General features: G+C 75.2%; 18 protein-coding genes. 7 read left to right on the top strand and 11 right to left on the bottom strand.

Translation table 11 applies throughout. The annotated features are described in order from the left end of the window. Positions 1–27 precede the first annotated feature (27 nt). A complete protein-coding gene (locus tag ACZ6O5_RS29445; protein ID WP_465981463.1) occupies positions 28–1,668 on the top strand; it encodes a glycoside hydrolase family 13 protein in 1,641 nt (546 codons plus the stop codon). A gap of 59 nt (positions 1,669–1,727) precedes the next feature. On the opposite strand, the gene ACZ6O5_RS29440 is transcribed toward ACZ6O5_RS29445, so the two are convergent. From ACZ6O5_RS29440 to xylA, 3 genes are all read right to left on the bottom strand, one after another. Continuing rightward, complete coding sequence (locus ACZ6O5_RS29440; RefSeq protein WP_465981367.1) at positions 1,728–3,185, bottom strand: MFS transporter; 1,458 nt, start codon at positions 3,183–3,185, stop codon at positions 1,728–1,730. A 106-nt stretch (positions 3,186–3,291) separates the two neighbouring features. Further along, the gene (locus tag ACZ6O5_RS29435; RefSeq protein WP_465981365.1) at positions 3,292–4,782 is read right to left on the bottom strand and encodes a xylulokinase; all 1,491 of its coding nucleotides are present in this window, start codon (positions 4,780–4,782) and stop codon (positions 3,292–3,294) included. 11 nt (positions 4,783–4,793) lie between these two features. Continuing rightward, positions 4,794–5,981: a xylose isomerase gene (gene xylA, locus ACZ6O5_RS29430; RefSeq protein WP_465981363.1), complete on the bottom strand. Its 1,188-nt coding sequence runs from the start codon at positions 5,979–5,981 to the stop codon at positions 4,794–4,796. A 51-nt stretch (positions 5,982–6,032) separates the two neighbouring features. Here xylA and ACZ6O5_RS29425 point away from each other — a divergent pair, with 51 nt between their 5' ends. From ACZ6O5_RS29425 to ACZ6O5_RS29415, 3 genes are all read left to right on the top strand, one after another. Next, a complete protein-coding gene (locus ACZ6O5_RS29425; protein ID WP_465981361.1) occupies positions 6,033–7,298 on the top strand; it encodes an ROK family protein in 1,266 nt (421 codons plus the stop codon). 216 nt (positions 7,299–7,514) lie between these two features. Further along, on the top strand, positions 7,515–9,104 hold the full coding sequence (locus ACZ6O5_RS29420; RefSeq protein WP_465981359.1) for a PP2C family protein-serine/threonine phosphatase: 1,590 nt from the start codon (positions 7,515–7,517) through the stop codon (positions 9,102–9,104). Next, positions 9,101–10,096, top strand: coding sequence for a cobalamin B12-binding domain-containing protein (locus ACZ6O5_RS29415; protein WP_465981357.1), 996 nt, complete (start codon positions 9,101–9,103; stop codon positions 10,094–10,096). The genes ACZ6O5_RS29420 and ACZ6O5_RS29415 overlap by 4 nt, the downstream gene beginning before the upstream one ends. Positions 10,097–10,161: 65 nt before the next feature. On the opposite strand, the gene ACZ6O5_RS29410 is transcribed toward ACZ6O5_RS29415, so the two are convergent. Beyond that, positions 10,162–10,740: a MarR family winged helix-turn-helix transcriptional regulator gene (locus ACZ6O5_RS29410; RefSeq protein WP_465981355.1), complete on the bottom strand. Its 579-nt coding sequence runs from the start codon at positions 10,738–10,740 to the stop codon at positions 10,162–10,164. A gap of 95 nt (positions 10,741–10,835) precedes the next feature. Here ACZ6O5_RS29410 and ACZ6O5_RS29405 point away from each other — a divergent pair, with 95 nt between their 5' ends. Beyond that, positions 10,836–11,969: a PP2C family protein-serine/threonine phosphatase gene (locus ACZ6O5_RS29405; protein WP_465981353.1), complete on the top strand. Its 1,134-nt coding sequence runs from the start codon at positions 10,836–10,838 to the stop codon at positions 11,967–11,969. Here the strand turns inward: ACZ6O5_RS29405 and ACZ6O5_RS29400 are convergent. The 7 genes from ACZ6O5_RS29400 to ACZ6O5_RS29370 form a co-directional block, all read right to left on the bottom strand. After that, complete coding sequence (locus ACZ6O5_RS29400; RefSeq protein ID WP_465981351.1) at positions 11,963–13,444, bottom strand: sugar transferase; 1,482 nt, start codon at positions 13,442–13,444, stop codon at positions 11,963–11,965. The two genes, ACZ6O5_RS29405 and ACZ6O5_RS29400, sit on opposite strands and share 7 nt — an antisense overlap. Before the next feature lie 214 nt (positions 13,445–13,658). Next, the gene (locus tag ACZ6O5_RS29395) at positions 13,659–15,434 is read right to left on the bottom strand and encodes a substrate-binding domain-containing protein (protein ID WP_465981461.1); all 1,776 of its coding nucleotides are present in this window, start codon (positions 15,432–15,434) and stop codon (positions 13,659–13,661) included. A 156-nt stretch (positions 15,435–15,590) separates the two neighbouring features. After that, the gene (locus ACZ6O5_RS29390; protein ID WP_465981349.1) at positions 15,591–16,625 is read right to left on the bottom strand and encodes a lactonase family protein; all 1,035 of its coding nucleotides are present in this window, start codon (positions 16,623–16,625) and stop codon (positions 15,591–15,593) included. Between the two features lie 97 nt (positions 16,626–16,722). Further along, positions 16,723–17,325, bottom strand: coding sequence for a GTP-binding protein (locus ACZ6O5_RS29385; RefSeq protein WP_405090947.1), 603 nt, complete (start codon positions 17,323–17,325; stop codon positions 16,723–16,725). Next, positions 17,306–17,695: a DUF742 domain-containing protein gene (locus ACZ6O5_RS29380; protein WP_396777328.1), complete on the bottom strand. Its 390-nt coding sequence runs from the start codon at positions 17,693–17,695 to the stop codon at positions 17,306–17,308. The genes ACZ6O5_RS29385 and ACZ6O5_RS29380 overlap by 20 nt, the downstream gene beginning before the upstream one ends. After that, a complete protein-coding gene (locus ACZ6O5_RS29375; protein WP_425786124.1) occupies positions 17,685–18,107 on the bottom strand; it encodes a roadblock/LC7 domain-containing protein in 423 nt (140 codons plus the stop codon). The genes ACZ6O5_RS29380 and ACZ6O5_RS29375 overlap by 11 nt, the downstream gene beginning before the upstream one ends. Further along, positions 18,107–20,476, bottom strand: a complete 2,370-nt coding sequence (locus ACZ6O5_RS29370; RefSeq protein WP_465981346.1) for a sensor histidine kinase — start codon at positions 20,474–20,476, stop codon at positions 18,107–18,109. The genes ACZ6O5_RS29375 and ACZ6O5_RS29370 overlap by 1 nt, the downstream gene beginning before the upstream one ends. A 302-nt stretch (positions 20,477–20,778) precedes the next feature. Here ACZ6O5_RS29370 and ACZ6O5_RS29365 point away from each other — a divergent pair, with 302 nt between their 5' ends. Both ACZ6O5_RS29365 and ACZ6O5_RS29360 read left to right on the top strand, forming a co-directional pair. Continuing rightward, the gene (locus tag ACZ6O5_RS29365) at positions 20,779–21,378 is read left to right on the top strand and encodes a hypothetical protein (protein WP_465981344.1); all 600 of its coding nucleotides are present in this window, start codon (positions 20,779–20,781) and stop codon (positions 21,376–21,378) included. 12 nt (positions 21,379–21,390) lie between these two features. After that, positions 21,391–22,614, top strand: a complete 1,224-nt coding sequence (locus ACZ6O5_RS29360) for a hypothetical protein (protein WP_465981342.1) — start codon at positions 21,391–21,393, stop codon at positions 22,612–22,614. Positions 22,615–22,718 lie beyond the last annotated feature (104 nt).

Below are 22,718 nucleotides of genomic sequence, written 5' to 3'. Positions count from 1 at the left end.
TCAGGCATCCACGACAGGGAGAAGGCGCTGAACACCGACGCGACGCAGCAGGCCCCGGCCACCGGCTGGTGGACCGAGGCAGTCATCTACCAGGTCTACCCGCGCTCGTTCGCGGACTCCGACGGTGACGGCATCGGCGACCTCCCGGGCATCACCGCCCGCCTCGACCACCTCGCCGAACTGGGGGTCGACGCGGTCTGGCTGTCCCCGTTCTATCCGTCCCCGCAGGCCGACGCCGGCTACGACGTGGCCGACTACCGGGACGTCGACCCGCTCTTCGGCACGCTCGCCGACGCCGACCAGATGATCGCCGAGGCGAAGGCCCGCGGCCTGCGGGTGATCGTCGACCTGGTGCCCAACCACACCTCGTCCGCGCACCGCTGGTTCACCGCCGCGGTGGCCGCCGCGCCGGGCAGCCCGGAACGCCGGCGGTACGTCATCCGGGACGGCAAGGGGCCGGACGGCGCCGAGCCGCCGAACGACTGGGAGAGCGTGTTCGGCGGGCCGGCCTGGACCCGACTGCCCGACGGGCAGTGGTACCTCCACTTGTTCGACCCCGGCCAGCCGGACCTCAACTGGGACAACCCGGAGGTCCGCGAGGAGTTCCTCGGCGTGCTGCGCTTCTGGCTGGACCGCGGCGTCGACGGGTTCCGGGTGGACGTGGCGCACGGGCTGATCAAGCAGGCCGACCTGGCCGACTGGCAGGAGCCGCAGGAGATCCTCTCCGGCAACGAGGCGGACAAGCCCCGGCCGCCGATGTGGGACCAGGACGGCGTGCACGAGGTCTACCGGGAGTGGCGACGGCTGCTCGACTCGTACGCCGGGGAGCGGATCCTGGTCGCCGAGGCGTGGGTGGAACCGGCCGAGCGGCTGGCCCGCTACGTCCGGCCGGACGAGATGCACCAGGCGTTCAACTTCGAGTACCTGATGGCCGCCTGGACCGCACCCGCCCAGTACGCGGTGATCACCCGTTCGCTGGAGGCCACCGACGCGGTCGGCGCGCCCACCACCTGGGTGCTGTCCAACCACGACGTGGTCCGGCACGCCTCCCGGCTCGGGCTGACCACCGGCGGCGGCCGGATGAACGGCATCGGCGTCGACGACCCGCAGCCGGACGTGGCGCTGGGCCTGCGCCGGGCCCGGGCGGCCAGCCTGCTGATGCTGGCGCTGCCCGGCTCGGCCTACCTCTACCAGGGCGAGGAGCTGGGGCTGCCGGAGCACACCACGCTGCCCGACGAGGCCCGGCAGGACCCGACCTGGGCGCGCAGCGGGCACACCCAGCGCGGCCGGGACGGCTGCCGGGTGCCGATCCCGTGGGAGGCCGACGCCCCGTCGTACGGCTTCGGCCCGACCGACGCGAGCTGGCTGCCCCAGCCGCCGATCTGGGCCGAGTACGCGCTGGACCGCCAGCGCGGGGTGCCCGGCTCGACGTACGAGCTGTACCGGACCGCGCTGCGGCTGCGCCGGGAGCACGGACTGGCCCGGGGCCCGATGCGCTTCCTCTCCTCCGCGGACGAGGTCCTCACCTTCACCAACGGCGGCCTCACCGTGCTGACCAACTTCGGCACGCCCCCGGTGCCGCTGCCCGACGGCGCAACGGTGCTGGCCGCCAGCGCCCCCCTGACCGACGCGTCGGTCCCCACCGACGTCACCGTCTGGCTGGCGTAAGGAGGGGCCCCCTGTTAACGCCTCCGGTATAGGCAGGGCCCCCTCTTAACACCCACCTGTTAAGAGGGGGCCCCTCCTTCGAGGCGGTCGGGGCCGTCGCGGCGGTCGAGACGGTCGGCGCGGGCGTGCAGCAGGTCGTGCACCTGCGCGATGTCGCGGGGGGACGTCCCGGCCGCCAGCCAGTACATGATCCCGGTCGGGACGAAGAAGAGCTGGAACGCGGCCAGCCCGACCGCGTAGTTCAACGGCGGCGGGAACGCCACCCGCAGCGCGGCGAACGCCACCCCGACCAGCCCGTTGCCGGCCGCCCGGCCGACGCCGTTGACCAGGTTGCCGAGGCTGTAGACCGTGCCCCGGTGCTCGGGCGGGTTGACGTCGGCGATCAGCGCGAACCAGTTGGGCGAGTTGGCCGAGGTGAGCGCCAGCGCCACCACGGCGGTGAGCAGGCTCAGCCCGATCGTCGGCTCGGTCAGCACGCTGGACAGCACCGCCGCCACCACCGCGCCGGAGCTGCCGCCGTCCGGCACGTCGATGCGCAGCGGCACGAAGAACAGGACCAGGTAGAACGGCACGGCTGCGAGGACGCCCACGGCCGCGACCCGGGCCCGACCACTCGGGGTACGCCGTTGCAGCGCGTCGCCGACCAGCCCACCCACGATGGAGAGCACGCCGCCGAGCTGGAACAGCGTGGCGAAGACGCTGCCCACCACCACCGCGGTGGCTGCCGAGTAGCCCTGCGCCTCGGCCCGCTGGCTGAACAGCACCGGCAGCCAGACCAGCGAGCCGAACGCGGCCTGCGCGGTGAGGCCCTGGAGGATCAGCCAGCGGTTGGTCCGCCGGGCCAGGATCCGGGGCAGGTCGGCGCGGCTGATCCGGTAGTCGTACTCGCCGCCGGCGTCCAACGCCTCGGCCAGCTCCGGCTCACTCTGCCCGCGCCGGATGTCGTAGGTGAACAGGTACGCCATGGTGGCGGCCAGGCCGACGAAGGTCAGCAGCAGGAACGGTCGCCGCCAGTCGGTCGCGCCGAGCAGTCCGCCGACCAGCGTGCCGGCCAGCGTGCCGACGCCCTGGGACAGGCCCCAGAAGCTCATCACCAGGCCGCGGCGGCGCGGCGAGATCAGGTCGGTGACCACGGAGAAGCCCACCGAGCCGACCGCGCCCAGCCCGACCGCGGCGACGAGCTGGGCGACCAGAAACGTCGAGTAGTGCCCGGCCAGCGCGCTGCCGCCGGTGCCGACCGCCCAGATCAGCGTGCCGACCATGAGCAGCGGCTTGCGGTTGGTGCGGTCCCCGACGTACGCCCAGCCCACCGCCGCCACGGCGCTGACCAGGAAGCTGACGGCGGTGACCAGGCCGAGCAGCCGTTGCGGCACGCCGAGCGCGCCGGAGATCGGCCCGTACAGCGGTGGCACCAGGCCGATCGCCACGTTGTCCAGCGAGGCGAGCACGACGAAGACCACGACGCTGTAGAACCGGTGCGCCGCGTTCCCGCGCCGGGAGACCCTCGTGCCGCTCATGCCGGCAGCCAACCAGGCCCGCGCCCCTCGCGCAGCGCGACCCCCCGGTGCTTGTTGTTAAGCGGGGCCCCCTGTTATGCGCGAGGCGTTAACAGGGGGCCCGGCCTTACCCCCGGGCGTGGGTGTAGTGGGTGCGGATGGTGGGGACCGGCTCGGCGGTGTACTCCTCGGTGTCGCCGATGGACCAGGTGGGCGGGGCGGTGCCGCCCAGCGCCACCCAGGCGGCCTGTCGGGCCGCGCCGTCCGCGACGTACTCGCCCGGCGGCGGGACCACCACCGGGCGGCCGAAGACCTGCGGCGCGATCCGCCGGACCGCGGCGGAACGGGCACCGCCGCCGACCAGGATGATCCGGTCCGCGCGGGCGCCCTGCGCGAGCAGCGCGTCGAGGCCGTCGGCCAGTCCGCACAGCAGCCCTTCGACGGCGGCCCGGGCCAGGTGCGCCGGGGTCGAGGTGCCGAGCGTGAGGCCGTGCAGGCTGCCGGTGGCGTGCGGCCGGTCCGGGGTCCGCTCCCCCTCCAGGTACGGCACCAGCACCAGCCCGTCCGCGCCGGCCGGGGCGGACAGCGCCAGCTCGCCGAGCGTGTCCAGGTCGACACCGAGCAGCGTCGCGGCGGCGTCCAGCACCCGGGCCGCGTTCAGCGTGGCGACCAGTGGCAGGAACCGCCCGGTGGCGTCCGCGAAGCCGGCCACCGCGCCGCCCGGGTCGGCGGCCGGCGCGTCGGCGACCGCGAAGACGGTGCCGGAGGTGCCGATCGAGACGATCACGTCGCCGGGACCGGCGCCGACGCCGAGGGCCGCCGCGGCGTTGTCCCCGGTGCCCGCGCCGAGCAGCACCGGCCCGGCGCCGCCGGACGGACCGACCGCGCCGGCTGCCCCGTCGCCGGACGAGCGCGCGGCACCGGCCGGGCGCGCGGCCGAACCGCCGTCGAGCGCCGTCGGGTCGAGGTGCCCGGCCGCTTCGGCCGGACCGAGCACCACCGGCACCCGGATCCGCCGGCCGAACGCCTGCTCCAGCAGGTCGAGCCGGTATTCGCCGGTGCGCGGTGACCAGTAGCCGGTGCCGCTGGCGTCGCCCCGGTCGGTGCGCAGCGCGTCCAGCCCGGGCGCACCGGCCAGTTTCCAGGTCAGCCAGTCGTGGGGCAGGCAGACCGCGGCCACCCGGTCGGCATTCGCCGGCTCGTGCCGGGCCAGCCAGCGCAGCTTGGTGGCGGTGAAGCTGGCCACCGGCACCGCGCCGGTGGCGTCGGCCCAGAACCGGCGGCCGGTCTCCCCGCCGCCGGCCTCGTCGACCAGTTCCCGGGCGGCGTCGGCGGATCGGGTGTCGTTCCACAGCAGCGCCGGCCGGACCACCTCGCCCGACTCGTCCAGGCAGACCATGCCGTGCTGCTGGCCGCCGACCGAGACGGCGGCCACGTCGGCCAGCCCGCCGGCCTCCGCGACCGCGGCGCGCAGCGCGTCCCACCAGGCGTACGGGTCGACCTCGGTGCCGGCCGGGTGCGGCGCGCGGCCCTGCCGGACCAGCGCGCCGGTCTCCGCGTCCCGGACCACCACCTTGCAGGACTGGGTCGACGAGTCGACCCCGGCGACGAGCGGCATGGCGGCCCGCCTCAGCGCGCGCCGAGCAGGTGCTCGACGGCGAGCTGGTTGAGCCGGACGAAGCCGAAGCCCTTCGCGCCGGCGGCCTCCGGGTCGAACTCCTCGAACGCGGTCCGGTCGGCGAGCAGCTCGGCGTAGCCCTCGCCCGGGTTCAGCGTCGGCGTGGACAGCTCGGCCACCCGGCTGGCGGCGAGTGCCTCGGTCACCTCGGGGTCGGCGCGGAACGCCTTGGCCCGCTCCTTGAGCAGCAGGTAGGTGCTCATGTTCGCGGCGGCCGACGCCCACACCCCGGCGATGTCCTCGGTCCGGGAGGGCTTGTAGTCGAAGTGCCGCGGGCCGTCGTACGCGGGGCCGCCGTCCGGGCCGCCGTGCTCCAGCAGGTCGACCAGGGCGAACGCGTTGAGCAGGTCGCCGTGGCCGAAGACCAGGTCCTGGTCGTACTTGATGCCGCGCTGGCCGTTGAGGTCGATGTGGAACAGCTTGCCCTGCCAGAGCGCCTGGGCGATGCCGTGGGCGAAGTTGAGCCCGGCCATCTGCTCGTGGCCGACCTCCGGGTTGAGCCCGACCATCTCCGGGCGGGCCAGGGTGGAGATGAACGCGATCGCGTGGCCGACGGTGGGCAGCAGGATGTCGCCGCGCGGCTCGTTCGGCTTCGGCTCGATGGCGAAGCGCAGGTCGTAGCCGGAGTCGACGACGTACTGGCAGAGCAGGTCGACGGCCTCGCGGTAGCGGTCCAGCGCGGCGCCGATGTTCTTGGACAGGTCGTACTCGGCGCCTTCCCGGCCGCCCCACATGACGAACGTCTTCGCGCCCAGCTCGGCGGCGAGGTCGACGTTGCGCAGCACCTTGCGCAGCGCGTAACGGCGCACGTCGCGGTCGTTGCTGGTGAAGCCGCCGTCCTTGAACACCGGGTGGGTGAAGAGGTTGGTGGTGACCATCGGCACGACCAGGCCGGTCTCGTCGAGCGCCTTGCGGAACCGGCTCAGCCGGGCGTCCCGGGTGGCCGCGTCCGCGCCGAACGGAACCAGGTCGTCGTCGTGGAACGTGATCCCGTACGCGCCCAGCTCGGCGAGCTTGTGCACCGCCTCGACGGCGTCCAGCTCGGGCCGGGTGGCGTCGCCGAACGGGTCGCGGGCGGTCCAGCCCACGGTCCAGAGGCCGAAGGAGAACTTGTCCGCGGGGGTGGGACGGGGTGCCATGGGGACCTCCGGTGGTGGTGTCGTCCGCGATTTGTTCAGCGGTTGAATTAAATGGCGGGGATGTGGCAGTGTCAAGTGGTGACCAGCGCCAGCACCGCCGGAGCGGTCCGGCAGGGCAGCCTGCGCGAGTTGAACCTCGCGGTCGTGCTCGGGCGGATCGCCGCCGCCGACCGGCCCCCGTCGCGGGCCGGGCTCGCCGCCGGGACCGGCCTGACCCGGGCCACCGTCTCCGCCGTCGTCGACGACCTGATCGCCGGGCGGCTGGTCGCCGAGGCGGAGCCGGCCCCGCGGACCGGGGCGGGCCGGCCGGCGCGCGGCCTGGTGCTCGCCGCGGACGGCCCGGCCGGGTTGGGGCTGGAGGTGAACGTCGACTACCTGGCGGCCTGCGTGGTCGACCTGGGCGGCACGGTCCGGCACCACCTGGTCCGTCGCGCCGACCTGCGGCCGGTCTCCCCCGCCGACGCGCTCGACCGGCTCACCGCGCTGGCCGCCGAGGCGCGCGCCGCCGCCGTACGCGACGGGTTGACGCTGGCCGGCGCGACGCTGGCCGTGCCCGGCCTGGTGGGCGACGGCGGCCTGGTCCGGTTGGCCCCGAACCTCGGCTGGCGGGACGTGGACGTGCCGGCGCTGCTCGCCGGGCGTCCGCTCGTCGAGCCGGTCGACGGTGTCCCGCCGCTGGTGGTGGAGAACGAGGCCAACCTGGCGGCGCTGGGTGAGCTGTATGCCGGGCCGCCCGGCCCGCGCAGCTTCCTGCACGTCACCGGCGAGATCGGCATCGGCGCCGGAATCGTGCTGGACGGCGCGCTCTACCGGGGCGCGCGCGGCTGGAGCGGTGAGATCGGTCACATCCCGGTCCAGCCGCAGGGGCGGCCCTGCCGGTGCGGTGGCCAGGGCTGCCTGGAGCAGTACGCCGGCCAGGAGGCCATCCTCGCCGCCGCCGGGCTGCCCGGCGCGGAGTTGCCCGCCGACACCGCGGCCACCCGGCTCGCCGACCTGGCCGGGGCCGGGGACCGGGCCACGCTGGCCGCGCTGGCCGACGCCGGGGTGGCGCTGGGGGTGGCGGTGGCGGGCGTGGTGAACCTGCTGGACCTGGACACCGTGGTGCTCGGCGGTGGATACGCCCCGCTCGCGCCGTGGTTGTGCCCGCCGGTGGTGGCGGAGATCTCCCGACGGGTGCTCACCGCCGCCTGGTCACCGGTCACGGTGCGGCCCGCCGCGCTCGGCGCCCAGTCGGCCGCGGTCGGCGGCGCCACCTCGGTGGTACGCCGCATCGTCGACCGCCCGGTCGGCTGGCTCGCCCGGGCCGCCACCGGCTGAGCAGGACCTCGCGCATTCCTCGACGGGCATTCGTCGCTCCCGCTCGGTACGCTTGCCGTCAGGCAACCTGTCCACGAACGAGGAGTGCACCGACAGCATGCACACGGGTCGACCGACCGAAGCGCCCGGCCAGCGGCGGTGACCGCCACACGCCGGGACGGTGTCGCCGGGCCGGTCAGCGGCGGTGGACACGGCTGGCGGAAACGACCCCGGCGAGTGGCCGGGGTCGCGCTGCCGGCCGACGACCGGCTCGCCCGAGAGTTGCTGGACGGGCTGGCCGAGGCCGTCGTGACGGTCGATCCGGCCGGCGTGGTGAGCCTGGTGAACGCCATGGCGGCGGAGCTTCTCCCCGAGCTGACACCGGGCATCGGCCTGGCCGGCTGCCAGGTGTCCGCGCTGGCCGAGGCGGCCCGCGACGGCGCCGCCACGTTCGAGACCGAGCACCTCGGCCGGCGACTGCGCGGTCTGCGGCGCGGGCTGGCCGGGGAGCGCGGCGCCTGGTATGTGCGGGACGTCACCGAGGAACACGCCCGCACCGACGCACTGCTCGCCGAACGCTCCCGGACCGCGTTCCTGGCCCAGGCCGGCAGCCGGCTCGGGCTCTCCCTGCACCGGGACCAGACGCTGCGCGCCGCCGTCGCCCTGCCGGTGCCCTACCTGGCCGACGTGGCCGTGGTGGTGCACCGACCGCCGCTGCCGGCCGAGGACGAGCCGCACTGGATCCGGTACGCCACCGGCGACTCGGGGCCGATCACCGGCGTGGCCGGGTGGCGGACCGTGGAGTCCGTCCCCGGTCTGGTCGAGGCGCTCGACGGCGACCTGACCGCGCCCAGCCCCTGGCTCGACGCCGAGTTGGCCGACCTGGCCGAGGTGCTGCCCGCCGACTTCGGCCGGCCGGGCACCGTGCTGATCAGCCCGATGCCCAGCGCCGGCGGGCCGGCCGGGGCGCTGGTCCTGGCCCGCCGCCCCGACCGGGCCGGCTTCGACCAGCGGGAGATCGCGCTGGCCCGGGAGTTCGCCGGCCGGGCCGGCGCCGCGCTGGCCGCCGCCGAGCTGTACGGCGAGCAGACCCACCTGGCCCGGGTGCTCCAGAACAGCCTGCTCCCGCCGGAGCTGCCCCGCCTGCCCGGGATGACGCTGGCCGGCGGCTACCGCGCCGCCGGGGACAGCCTGCGCATCGGCGGCGACTTCTACGACCTGTTCCCCACCGGCGACGGCGGCCTGTTCGCGCTCGGCGACGTCTGCGGCAAGGGCGTCGGCGCGGCCGTGCTGACCGGGCGGGTACGCCAGTCGTTGCAGACCCTGCGGCTGGTCGAGCAGCGCCCCCGGGAGCTGATGGAGCTGCTCAACCGCGCGCTGCTGGACGCGCCGGGCGCGGCCTCGCGGGCCCAGTTCACCACGCTCCTGCTCGGCACGCTGAGCCGGCAACCCGACGGCGGGCTGCTGGTCCGGATGGCCGGCGGCGGGCACCCGGCGCCACTCGTGGTCCGCGCCGGCGGTGGCATCGACGCGGTCCGGGTGGGCGGCATGCCGGTCGGCGCGCTGACCGCGGCCCGGTTCGCCGAGGTCGAGGTGCGGCTGGCCCCCGGTGACCTGCTGCTGGCCTACACCGACGGGGTCACCGAGGCCCGGGGCGGCCCCACCGAGCCGGCCATGTTCGGCGACGACCGGCTGCGGCAGGCGCTCGCCTCCGGGGCCGGGCTGCCACCGGCCGCGCTCGTCGACCGGGTGCTCCAACTCGTGGACGAGTGGCTCGACGGGCAGCCGCACGACGACATCGCCATGCTGGCCGTGGCCGCCGCGTGAGCCCGTCCTGCCGGATCGGGCCGGAGACGCTCGCCGCGTACCTCGACCACCTGGACCGGGCCGACCGGGTCGGCGCCGTGGCGCTCGCCCGCGACCTGGTGGCCGGCGGCTGTTCGGTGGCGGACGTCCTGGTCGACCTGGTCGCGGTGGCGCAGCGGAAGATCGGCCGGCGGTGGCTCACCGGCTCGTGGAGCGTCGCCCAGGAACATGCCGCCACCCATGTCAGTGAGCTGGTGGTGGACGCGCTCGGCGCGAGCGTCGGCGCGCCGCGCCACGGCCTCGTGGTAGTGGCCTGCGTGGAGGGCGAGTGGCACGCGCTGGCCGCCCGGATCGTCAGCGAGGTGGTCCGGGCGGCCGGCTGGCGGGTGACGTTCCTGGGGGCCAGTGTGCCGGCCCGGCATCTGGTCTCCTACCTGCACCAGACCGGCCCGGAAGCGGTGCTGCTCAGTTGCGTGCAGCCGAACCGGCTGGTGCGGGCGGCGCGGATGGTCGAGGCCAGTCGGGCCGCCGGGGTGCCGGTGCTGGTCGGCGGGCCCGGTTTCGGCCCCGAGGGCCGGTGGGCGACGGCGATCGGCGCGGCGGCGTGGGGCGCCAGCGCGCGGGACGCGGTGCGGTTGCTGGCCGGGCCGCTGCCCGCCGGCACGCACACCGGCCCGCCGCCGCCCCCGAAGGACGACGCGTACGTGGCGGTGCTGCACCGCCGGCGCGACCTGGTCCGGCTCGCGCTGGGCGCGGTGGATCCGCCGCAGGAGAGCGTCGAGGACGTCGCCTCCGGCATCGCGCACCTGGTCGACGCACTGGTGGCGGCGGTACGGGTCGACGACGACCGGCTGTTGCGGGATTTCGTCCGGTGGCAGGAGGAGGCGCTCACCGCCCGCGGTGGCCGCCGCCTGCTGGACGACGTGCTCGCCACGCTGGAGGGGGCCCTGACCGAGTATCCCCGGGTGGCCGCGCGGCTGCGGACGGCGCGGGCCGCGGCTGCGGCCGGCTGACCGGCGTGGCGCGCTCCCGCCGCCGCGGGCCGGCGCCGGTGTCGGCGAACGGCCGGGCCGCGGTGTCAGGCGGTGCGGACCGCCGAGGGGCCGTCGGGCGGGACCGGCTCGACGGGCCCGCGGGGCGCGCCCGGTCGACCGGGCGCCGGCGGCGCGCCCAGACCCACCAGCGGGTCGCCGATCCGCTCCCCGGAGGGGCGCAGCACCGGCCAGTCCTCGGCCACCGTCGCCTCGTCGCGGCGACCGACCTGGTCGAACTCCCGCATCCCGCGCAGCAGCGCCACCCGCCCCTCGGCGCTCATCCCGGCCAGGATCCGCGCCAGCCGGCGTCGCCGGTCGGCGCGCAGCTCGGCCAGGAGCCGGTTGGCGGCCGGGGTGAGGTGCAGCGAGATCTCCCGGCGGTCGTAGCGGCCCGGCTCCCGCTCCAGCATGCCGGCCGCCACCAGCCGGTCGCAGAGCCGGCTGGCGGAGGAGAGCAGCATGTCGGTCAGCGAGGCGAGCCGGCGGAGGTTGATCCCGTCGTACTGCTCGACGACCATCACCGCGCGCAACTGGGCGCTGGAGAGGCGGCTCGTGGTCCGCTCCCGGGCCGCCTCCCAGACGGAGAGCAGGGTGCCCGCCGCCTCGTCCAGGGCGGCGGACATACTCGCTTCGGGTCCCACGGGACCGGGCTCCTCGGTCATGGTGGGCCCGAGACTACCCCCCGGCCCAGCCCGGCGACCTGTGCAAAGGAGCAAAGATGAGCGAAGCGGAGGCGCGCGTCCGCCGAAACGTGACGGACGCGCCGACTGATCTCATCGTGGCGCGCCTCGCCGACGAGTTGCGGCGGACGTACGGGATCACCCGGACCGAGCTGTACCAGGTCGACTACCGGCTCGCCGAGTTGCTGCCGCTGGGCGGCGGCGAGGCGCTGACCGGCCCCGGCCACCCGGCCTGGTACGCGTTCGACCACCAGGAGCCGGTGTTCGCCGACGGGACCGGCTGGTTCCCGGTGGGGATGCGCGGCGAACGACGCGGCGTGCTCCGGGTCTCGCCGGTGCCCGCCGACCCGGCCGCCCGCCGCGAGCTGGACACCGTCGCCACCGTGCTCGGGCACGAGGTGGCCGCCGTCACCTCGACCACCGACATCTACCTGAGCGCCCGGCGCAGCAAGCGGCTCACGCTGGCCGCCGAGATGCAGTGGGAGCTGCTGCCCGGTCGCAGCCGCATCCGCCCGTCGTTCAGCCTGGCCGGCCAGTTGGAGCCGGCGTACGCGGTGCGCGGCGACAGCTTCGACTGGTCCGACGACGGCCACCGGCTCTGGCTCGCGGTGCTCAACGGCTTCGGCGAGGGGGTGGCCGCGGCGCTGCTCACCTCGCTGGCCACGTACGCGCTGCGCAACGCGCGCCGCGCCGGGCTGGCCCTGGCCGACCAGGCCGCGCTGGCCGACCAGGCGGTCTACGCCCAGCACCGGGGCGAGCAGCACCTCTCCGTGCTCCTGATGGAGCTGGACCTGGCCACCGGGGCGCTGGTCGCGGTGGACGCCGGCTCCCCGCACCTGATCCGGCTGCGCGCCGGCGAGGTGACGTCCCAGGCGTTGGAGAAGCAGTTCCCGCTCGGCATGTTCGAGGGCACCGACTACCGCGAGCAGCGGTTCCAGTTGGAGCGCGGGGACCGGCTCTTCGTGGTCAGCGACGGCGTGATCGACGCCACCGCGGACCGGGTCCGTTACGGCGAGTCGGCCCTGGACCGGTTCCTGCGCCGCACCGGCCCGATGGAGCCGCTGGACGCGGTCCGGTCACTCATCGGCGACCTGCGCGCCTTCGTCGCCGGTGACCTGGTGGACGACGCGGTGGTCGTCTGCCTGGACTGGCTGGGCCCGCAGGATCAGTAGGCGCCCCGGCTGCCCAGCACCGCGCCGAACGTCTTCCAGAGGATGGTCAGGTCGGCCGCGAGCGACCAGTTCTCCACGTAGTAGAGGTCGAGCCGGATGCCGTCCTCCCAGCTCAGGTCGGACCGGCCGCTGACCTGCCAGAGGCCGGTCATGCCGGGCTTGACCAGCAGCCGGCGTGCCACGTCGCCGTCGTAGCGGGCCACCTCGGAGGGCAGCGGCGGGCGCGGGCCGACCAGGCTCATGTGGCCGAGCAGCACGTTGGCGAGCTGGGGCAGCTCGTCCAGCGACCACCTGCGCAGCAGCCGGCCCGTCCGGGTCACCCGGGGGTCGTCGCGCATCTTGAACATCAGGCCGTCGGTCTCGTTGCGCGCGGCCAGCTCGGCGAGCAGGGCGTCCGCGTTGACCACCATGGTGCGGAACTTGAAGACGCCGAACTCCTCGCCGCCCTGCCCGACCCGGGTCTGCCGGAACAGCACCGGCCCCCGGCTGTCCAGCTTGATGGCGAGCGCGAGCACCCCCAGCAGCGGCGAGAGCAGGAGCAGGGCGATCAGCGAGAGCGACCGGTCCACGAATCCCTTGACCAGCTTGCGGGCGCCGCGGAACTCGGGCGCCTCGACGTGGATCAGCGGCAGGCCGGCCACCGGACGGGTGTGGATGCGCGGGCCGGCCACGTCGGTCAGCGCCGGGGCCACCACCAGGTCGACACCGGTGCCCTCCAACTGCCAGCCGAGGCGGCGCAGCCGGGTGGCGGTCAGCTCACCGGACGCGGTGACCGCGACCGTGTCCGCGCCGATCGCGGTGGCCGCCTCCGGGATGCCCCGGAACGATCCGACCACCGGCACGTCACCCAGCCGCTGCGGCACCGGGGCGAGCAGCGCGTCCGGAATGCACGCGCCGACCACCTGGTAGCCGGCGTACGGTTCCCGGCGCAGCGTGTGCACCAGTTCCAGCACGTGCGCGGTGTCGCCGACCACAAGCACCTTGCGGGACCAGCCCGCGCCCCGGTCACGGGCGCGGTGCAGCCGCTTGCGCGCCGCGAACCGGGCCACCTCCAGACCGATCGTGCCGACCGCGAAGGAGATGGCCAGGAAGCCCCGGGAGACCCCGACGTCGGCGATGTAGCCGGCGATGGCGATGCCGCCGGCCAGCCGCAGGCTCGCCGAGCTGACCCGGCGGTACTCGTCCGCGCCGTAGCCGAGGACCTGGTCGTCGTAGCAGCGCATGGCCTTCAGCGACACCAACCAGACCAGCAGCAGCACCGGGGCGACCACCACGTACGGGATCTCGGACCCGGTGGGTTGTTCGTCACCGAACCGGGCCAGGTAGCCGGCCAGGATGGCCACGGCCAGCACGGCGGTGTCGAGCACCACCAGGACCCGGATGTAGGCCCGCTCCGCGGCTCGCGTCGTCGTACCGGGTCGATCACCCCCGGGACGCGACGTCCTGGCAGGGGTCAACAACGTCGCCGAGGTCACCGGTCCTCCCCACTTAACTCAGGACCGCCCCGTCCCCGCCCGGCCCCCGGTTGGAGGGCCTGCGGTCGAGGCACCCGGACATCATGCCAGGACAATTATGGTTACCGATTGATTCGGACACATTACCGTCAGTTCACTTCCCAGGTCTTGACCCGGGAAGTCTTCCGCCGCACCGGATCGACGGCACGGCGGAAGATTATCGCTGAGTGCGGGATCAGCGCGGCGCGGGTGGCCGCAACGCGATCGCCTGGAGGAAGATCTCGCCGATCTTGCTCGGGTCGGTGGTCACGAACGCGCCGCCGCCGGTGACGTCCGTGATGGACTTCAGCTCGGCCCGGTTCACCTCGTTGCCGATGCCGATGATGATCACCTGGACCGGCTGCTCGTCGTCCCGGAGCTTCTTGAGCTGATCCAGCAGCCCCTTCTGCGAGATGCCGTTGTCGTCCTCGTTCTTGCCGTCGGTGAAGAGCACGATCGAGTTGACCTTGCCGGGCTCCCAGTCCTGCTGGACCTTCTTGTACGCCGCGAGCATGGTGTCGTACAGGCCGGTGTCGCCGCTGGAGGGCCGGATGGAGGCCAACCCGCGCTGCAACTCGCCCCGGTTGCCGGACAGCGGCCGGATGCCGACCAGCTCGTTCCAGTCCTGCGAACCCTTCAGGTTGGTGGAGAAGGTCCACAGGCCGATCGACCAGGAGTCGTCGAAGAGCCCCAGCCCCTGACCGGCGGCGGCCACCGTGACCTGCTCCCGGCTGGCGCCGTTGGCGGTGGCCACCGGCTTCTTCATCGAACCGGAGACGTCGACGACACAGAGCATCCGACCGGACTGGGTGGCCACCGACCACGTGGTGGTGGCCGTCGAGATGGCGACCGGGTCCAGGTCGGCCGCGCCGCCCTGACCGGACGGCGGGACCTGCTTCTCCCCACCGTTGGACGGGCTCGGCGCGCCCGTCGGGGCCTGGAAGCCCCGACCCCAGTTGCCGTCCGGCGCGCGCAGCGCCTGCGCGGCGAGCCGGTCCTTGAAGTCGGCGGAGCGCAGCGCCTCGAAGAGCACCCGGGCGGCCGACGCCTTGCTCGGCTCGATGCCGGGCAGCACCGCGAACGGGAAGTCCAGCGGGATCGGCGGCGGGTCGAGGTAGAGCGCGGCGAGCTTGATCGGCGGCTTCGTGTTGTTGTAGGCGATCACGTCCTCCTCGGACAGCGCCGCCGCGCCCAGCCCGTTGGCGATGGCCGTCGGGTCGGACGAACGCGGGAACCGCGCGAGCAGGTCCTGCCGCAGCGAGGAGCGGTTGGTGGCCAGCGCGCGCAGCGCCCCGACCATCGCCTCCTGCGCCTTCGGGGAGCCGGCCTCACCGGTGGAGCTGGCCGCCGCGGTCAGCGAGAGCAGGCCGGACAGACCGGCCGCGTCCTGGGTCGGCTCGACGATCCCGGCCCGCAGCGGCTTGCTGGCGGTCACCTGCTGGAGCAGGTCGGACCAGCGGAACTCCTTGTCCGGCCAGCCGATCCGGGTGGCCACCGGCTCGGGCAGCGCGACCACCACCGGGCTGCGCGCGATCGAGGCGCCGTTGGCCGGGGCGAAGGCGCTCGCGCCGCCGGCCTTGAGCCGGACCAGCCAGGTCGAGGAGTCGGGCACCCAGACGTCCGGGGTGACCGCGGTGCCGCTGGCCTGCCCGACGCCGGCCAGCGTGGCGCCGTGCTTGCCCGCCACGGCGGCGGCCACGTCGACCGGCTCGGCCGAGGCGACGGTCACCGCGATGCAGGTGCCGCCGACCGCCGCGCCGTTGGCCACCCACTCGTCAGCGGCCCCCTGCACCGCGGGCGCGATCTCCGGGGCGGCCGACACCGACAGCTCGATCCGGCCCGAGCAGTTCGGGCCGGCCAGCTGCTGGTAACCGAACCAGGAACCGGCTACGACAGCGACGAGCGCGGTCGCCGCTGCGGCGGCGCCTGCTCCTCGGAGGTTGTGACGCATGCGATGGCGGCCAGACACGATGACCATCTTGCGTATCTCGTGGGGTTACTGCCACAACCGTTCGGACGAAAGTTACGCAGGAGAAACAGTTGATCACTAATTCGGTACGCTGAGTTAGGAATCAGTGACCGAGGCGGCCACCGTCCACTGCGGATCGCGCGCTGCGTGACCACTCCGTCACACCAGCACGCAGGTCGGGCTCGCCACCGGCACCGGCTCCCCGACCGGCTCCGGCACCCCGCTGGCCGGGTCCACCTGGAAGACCCGCACCAGGTCGGCCCGCTCGTCGGCGACGTACAGGTGCGATCCGGCCAGCGCGAAGTGCCGGGGCCAGCCACCGCCGGCGTCCACCTCGGCCACCAGCTCCGGCGTCTCGCCCGCCAGCGCGAAGACGGCCACCGTGCCGACGCCGCGGTTGCTGACGTAGAGGAATCGGCCGTCCGGCCCGACCGCCACCCCGGCGGGCTGCACGTGCCCGGTCCGGCCGCTGGCGTCGACCCGGACCCGCTGGCGCAGCCCGTCCGGCGTCAGGTCGTACCCGGTGACCGTGGCGTCCAGCTCACCGACCAGCCAGCAGCGCCGCCCGTCCGGATGCCGGGCCAGATGCCGCGGCCCGGTGCCGGCCGGCGTCCGCAGCCGCGGGCCCCGGGGCACCAGCCGCCCCGAGGCGGCGTCGAGGTCGTACCGGTAGACCGAGTCGGTGCCCAGGTCGACGGCGAGCAGCGGCCCGCCGGCCGGGTCGGGCGAGACCATGTGGCAGTGCGCCGCCTCCTGCCGCTCCGGATCGGCGCCGTGCCCCTCGTGCCGCACCAGGTCGGTGCGCTCCCCCGGCACGCCGTCGGCGTCCAGCGGGAACACCGCCAGGCTGCCGCCGCCGTAGTTCGCCACGAACACGTGCCGCCCGTCCGGCGCGATCGCGAGGTGGCACGGCTCGGCCCCGCCGGTCGGGCGTACGCCCAGCGCGGTGAGCCCGCCGTCCGGGGCCACCCGGAAGGCGCTCAGCCCGCCCTCGGGAAGCTCGTTGACGGCGTACAGCACCGGCTGCCCGGGGTGCCGGGCCAGGAACGACGGCGACGGGGTGACCGCCACGGTGCCGAGCGGGGTCAGCGCCCCGGTCGTCGGGTCACGCCGGGCCGCGACGATCCCCTCGGCCCGCCCGTCCGACTCCGCCGTGTAGCCCCCGATGTGGACGACCTCGTGCTGCCCCGCCACCGCTTCCCACCTTCCGTCGGTCCTGCTGCGATCCAACCAGGCTTCCCGGGCGGTCGCCCGGTCAGTCGTCGAACGCCGCCCCGACCGGCGGGCCGGATCAGCCCACCGGCACCGGCTCGCCGCGCTGCCGGGCCACGTGCTCGACCAGCGTGATCAACACCAGCTTGCCGGACTGCCGGTCCCGGGCGTCGCAGAGCACCAGCGGAACGTCCGGGTCGAGGTCCAACGCGTCGCGGACCGCCTCCAGGCCGAACCGCCGGGAGCCGTCGAAACAGTTGACCCCCACCACGAACGGGATGCCCCGCTGCTCGAAGTAGTCGATCGAGGGGAAGCAGTCGGCCAGCCGGCGGGTGTCGGCCAGCACCACCGCGCCCAGCGCGCCGAACGCCAACTCGTCCCAGAGGAACCAGAAGCGGTCCTGGCCCGGGGTGCCGAACAGGTAGACCTGGAGGTCGTCGTTGATGGTGATCCGGCCGAAGTCCATCGCCACCGTGGTGGTCGACTTCTGCTCCACCCCGGAGACGTCGTCGGTGCCCAGACCGGCCCCGGTCAGCACCTCCTCGGTCTGCAACGGGCGGACCTCGCTCAACGCGCTCACCAGCGTCGTCTTGCCGGCGCCGAAGCCACCCGCGATGAGGATCTTCAGGGCCAGCGGCACCCGCGACGCGGCCGAATCCGGGTCAAAGCGCACGGAGTCCATTGACCACCGCCTTGAGGATGTTGTCGTCGGGCAGGTACGCGGTGGCCGGTGGCCGGTGCACCGCGACGAACCCATGGGCGAGGAGGTCGCCGAGCAGCACCCGGACCACGCCCACGGCGAGGTCCAGGTCGGCGGCGAGGTCGGCGACGGCCTTCGGCCGCCGGGCCAGCTCCACCAGGCGACGGTGCTCCGGCTGGAGACCGGGCACCCCGGCCGGCTCGGCCGCGGACGTGGCCAGCACGAACGCCAGCAGGTCGAACCCGTCGACCGGCGGGCGCACCCGGCCACCGGTGAGCGTGTACGGACGGACCACCGGGCCGGCATCGGCGTCGAGCCACTCGTGCTGCGGCCCGGGCCACTCAGCTCGCATCGCTGGGCTCCCCCGGGACCCGGGCCGGCGCGGCCAGGTTCTCCCCGACGCGGATCACCAGCATCGCCATCTCGTACGCCACCAGGCCGATGTCGGCGTCCGCGTCGCTGGCCACGGCCAGGCAGGCGCCCTGCCCGGCGGCGGTGACGAACAGGTACGCCGACTCCATCTCCACCACCGTCTGCCGGACCGCGCCGCCGCCCAGGTGCCGGGTGGCCCCCTTGGCCAGCCCGGAGAAGCCGGAGGCCAGCGCGCAGAGGTGCTCCGCGTCGGTGCGGTCCTGGTCGGTGGAGGCGCCGAGCAGCAGCCCGTCCGCCGAGAGCACCACCGCCCGGCTGGCGGCCGGCACCCGCTCCACCAGGTCGTCGAGCAGCCAGTCGAGATCGGCGTTCTGCCGCGTCGTGTGCACCACTAGGCGTCCCTCTCAGTCGCGGTTCGTTGGTCCGGCGCCGGCGGGGAGGGCTCCGGGGCCGGCTCCGGCGCGGTGGCCGGCGTACCGGGGTCCGCCGGCACATCGGTGGGCGGGTCGGGAACGGCGCCCCGGATCCGCGCGACCGTCGGGTTGCCGGTGGCGCGCGTGCCGTCCCGGCGTCCGCGCGCGGTGCCCGCCTGCAACGCGGACATGGTGCGGCGGGCCTCCTCCGGCGGGCGGCTGGCCGGGGTGTCGGTGACCACCGCGCGGGGTCGCGCCGGGCCGCGCCGGCGCACCCGCCGGGGCAGGCCGTCGCCGTCGGCGGGCGGTTCCACGGTCGAGGCCCGGGCGGCCGGCAACGGGATGACGGTGGACTCGGGACGCTCCCGGCCCGGTCGGGTGGGCCGCCCGCGGGGCACCGTGGTCAGCCGGCTCACCTTCGCCATCCGGCGGCGCTCCGGGCCGGCCGTGGCGTCCGGGCCGACCGGTGGCTCGTCGGTGATCAGATCCGACGGGACGAGGACCGCCGCGATCGTCCCGGCCGGCCGGCCCCGGCGCAGCTCCACCCGGACGCCGTGCCGCGCGGCCAACCGGGCCACCACGAACAGGCCCAGCCGGGCGCTGTCGGTCGGGTCGAACTCGGGCGGGGCGGCCAGCTTGCGGTTGGCGGTCGCCATGGCCGGCGGCGACATGCCGAGCCCTCGATCGGTGATCTCGATGGTGTAGCCGCCCGGCACGGTCCGGCCGGTGACGTCCACCCGGGTGCCCGGCGGGGAGAACGCGGTCGCGTTCTCGATCAGCTCGGCGAGCAGGTGGATCACGTCGCCGACGGCCCGGCCGAGCACCCCGGCCGGCTGCACCTCGCCCACGTCGACCCGGTCGTACGCCTCGACCTCGGAGATCGCCCCGCGCATCACGTCCACCGCGGCGACCGGCCGGCGCCAACCCCGGCCGGGCGCGGCCCCGGCCAGGATGACCAGGTCCTCGGCGTGCCGGCGGAGCCGGGTGGCGAGGTGGTCGACCTGGAACAGCCCGGCCAGCTCGTCCGGGTCCTCGGTGCGCCGTTCCAGCCGGTCCAGCAGCGCCAACTGCCGGTGCACCAGCCCCTGGCTGCGCCGGGCGAGGTTGAGGATGACCTCGTTGAAGCCGCGGCGCAGGGTGACCTCGTCGGCCGCGGCCCGGACGGCGGTCCGGCGTACCTCGTTGAAGGCGCGCGCCACCTGGCCGATCTCGTCCCCGCCGTGGTCCAGCTCCGGGGCCTCGCGGTCGACGTCGACCTCCTCGCCCCGGCGCAGCCGGGCGACCACGTCGGGCAGCCGCTGCTCGGCCACCTCGGTCGCGGCGGTGCGGACGCCGGTCAGCCGGCGCGCCAGCGACCTGCCGACCCGCAGCGCCACCAGCACGCAGACCACGATGGCGATCAGGCCCAGCACGCCGGCGGCGGCGAGCTGGACCAGGATGCGTACCGCGATCGGCACCGACCGTTCGGCGAGGCTGTCCGCGCCGCGCAGCTCGAAGTCCCGCAGGCCCTGCCAGACCTCCGCGTGGCCGGCCTCCCAGGCCCGGACGTCGAAGCCGGCGGGGAGGTCGTCGGCCCGGATCAACGCGTCCTGGAGCGCGCGCAGCCGGAGGAACGCGATGCCCTCGGTGAGTCGTTGGTAGCCGGCCCGCTCGTCGGGCGGCAGGTCGGCGACCGCGTTCTCGGCCAGGAACCGCTGGTTCTCCACGGTGCGCACCAGTTGCTCGTGCTCGCCGTCGGCGTACCGGCCGGCGGTGACGGCGCCGGCCAGCAGCGCGTCGGCCTGACCGAGCAGCTCCCGGGAGCGGCCCAGCGCGGTGAGCGCCGACGCCTCCCGGTTGAGCCGCACGTCGGGCAGCATCGCCATGGCGGAGAACGCCTGGAACGCCGAACCGATCATCCCGCTGTAGAGCCCGACCGCGCCGGCCCGGTCGACCTTCCGGTCGTCGATGAAGACCCGCCCCGCGGGGAGCGCCTCCAGCGCCGAGCCCAGTTGGTCGAGGCGCGCGTCGAGCTGGTCGTCGGCCGCGTCGCGCAACGCCTCGCCGTCGATCCGGCGGCGCAGCTCGGCGACGGCCCGGTCGGTGCGGTCGCGTTGCGCGGCCAGCTCCGGCAGGACGCCGTCCCCGGCGAGCTGGACCACGGAGAGCCGCCGTTCCCGCTGCAACTCGGCCACCACGTTCTCGCCCGGCCGGCCCAGGTCGTACAGCAGGGTGCGGGTGGCGAGCAGGTCGAGCGCGGGCCCGAAGGCGAGCGTGGTGGCGAAGATCCACAGTGCCAGCAGCCCGGTCACCGGGCCGATGACCAGCGCGGTCAGCTTGGCGCGGATCGGCCAGTCGCGGGTGTTCAATCAGACCTCGCCCGGGAAGGTTCGCTGGGTGGCGCCGGCAGTGGCCGTCGGGTCGACGGCCACGACGCCGGGACCCGGCCCGGACGCCTTGGGCAGGATACGTAATCCCCGACGGATGCACTACCGGCCGTCTCGCCGCTCACTACGGTCCGAGATGGTCTTGGCGGGCCCCGTCGGACCCCCGTCGGATGGCCGGACCGGCGGCCACGGACCCCGCGCCGGGCACCCGACCCGGGAAAGTGCCCCGGAACGGGATTGGCGATCACCCGGAGGAGGGAATACCAGCTGGCGAAGGAGGAGCCATGTCGCCCACCCAGGTAGTCGTCATAGTCATCGTCGTCGCCGTGGTCGCCGCGTTGGTCGCGTTCGCCTTGGTCGCGAACCGCCGACGGGCGCTGCGGCAGCGCTTCGGCCCGGAGTACGACCGGGTCGTCGCCGAGCAGGACAGCCGCGGCGCCGCCGAGCGGGAGCTGCGGGAGCGCGAGCGCCGGCACGCCGAGCTGGAGCTGACGCCGCTCACCCCGGAGTCCCGGGCCCGTTACGCCGCCGCCTGGGAGGAACTCCAGGTGCGTTTCGTGGACTCGCCGGCCGAAACCGTCGGCGACGCCGACGAGCTGGTGAGTCAGCTGATCGCGGAGCGCGGATACCCCACCGGGGACTTCTCCGACCAGATCGCCCATCTCTCCGTCGAGCACGCCCGCACGCTCACCCACTACCGCGACGCCCACGAGATCCGGCAGCGCAACGAACGCGGCGAGGCCGGCACCGAGGATCTCCGCCAGGCGCTGGTGCACTACCGGGCCCTCTTCGCCGACCTGCTCGGCGCGGACCCGGTCGGCCAGCGGTCGCCGGAGCAGCGCCACCCCGATCCCGATCCCGAGCACGACGCCACGAGCCGCTGAGGAGCCGCCGCCATGCGCCACGAAGAGCAGCAGGTCACGCCGGAGCACCCGGAGACCGTACGATCCGCGCCGGTGCCGGTCCCGCCGCCGGACGACCGCGCCCACGCCGACCGGTCGGGGACCGACCGCGCCGGCCGGGCCGAGCTTCCGGAGGACGCGCTTGACGACCGGGGCACGTTCGACGACCCGGCGGTGACCGACGGGCCGGACGCCCGGCCCGACGAGACCCGGGCGTACGACGCCGACGAGCTGCGCGACGCGGCGGACCGGTCGGACGACGCCGACGGGACGCGGGACGGCGAGCGGCCCGCCTTCCACGAGCCGGCGCCGCTGCCGACGGCGTTCGGCGCGGCCACGGTGGGCGACGCGGTGGCCGCCTCGGCGCTGGCCGGCGGTCGTCCGCAGGACGAGCGGGACGCGCGTGGTGAGGACACCGCCGCGCCGGGCGACGGCGCCCCGGGCCGCACCGAACCGCTGGACGACGAGCGGGCCGACCCGACCGCCGGGGACCGGCTGCACGACCGGGACCGTTGGGCGGCCGAGCACGCCGACGCGGACCGGGACGCGGACGTCACCGACCGGGACGACGACGCGGTGACCGCCGACGCGGACCGGCGCCACGACCGGGTGACCGCCGACCGGGACTCCGACGACGCGGTGGCCGCTGGCGCGGTCGGCTACGGCAGCCCCGAGCCGGGCCTGGTCGACCCGGACGCCGTGCCGGTCCCGGCGGGCGCCGACGCCCACGGTTCCGGCCGGCACCACGACACCGTCGACCGGGACGCCGCCATCGCGGCGGGCACGGCGACCGGCGGCACGACGGCGGCCGGCGGCGCGGCGGGCGCGACCGTGACCGGCGGCGAGGTGGGCGCGGTGGCAGCCAGCGACGCGGCGGGCGTGACGCCGACCGGCGACGCGGCGGACGCGGCGGTGGCCGGGGCGGGCCGGGCCACGTCCGGCGCCGTGCCGGCGGACGCGGCCACGCTGTTCGACCCGGACGCGGCGCAGGGCTTCCGGGACCGCTGGCGCGACGTCCAGCTGCGTTTCGTGGACGATCCGAAGGCCGCGGTCGGCGAGGCGGAGTCGCTCGTCGAGGAGGCGATCGAGGCGCTGTCCACCGCGCTGCGGGAGCAGCGCAGCCGGCTCGGCACCTGGCAGGAGTCCGGGGACACCGAGCAGCTCCGGGTGGCGGTGCGCGGCTACCGCGACTTCCTGGACCGCGTCCTGGGTCGCTGACGCCCCGCACCCGCGACGGAGCCCCGGCCGGTCACCCGGTCGGGGCTCCGTCGCGCACGGCGGATCGAACAGTAGGCATGAAACGTCGCGATCGGGGTACCTGC

This window comes from Micromonospora sp. NPDC049201 (assembly GCF_055586805.1).
This window is presented reverse-complemented; position numbering and strand designations above follow the sequence as displayed.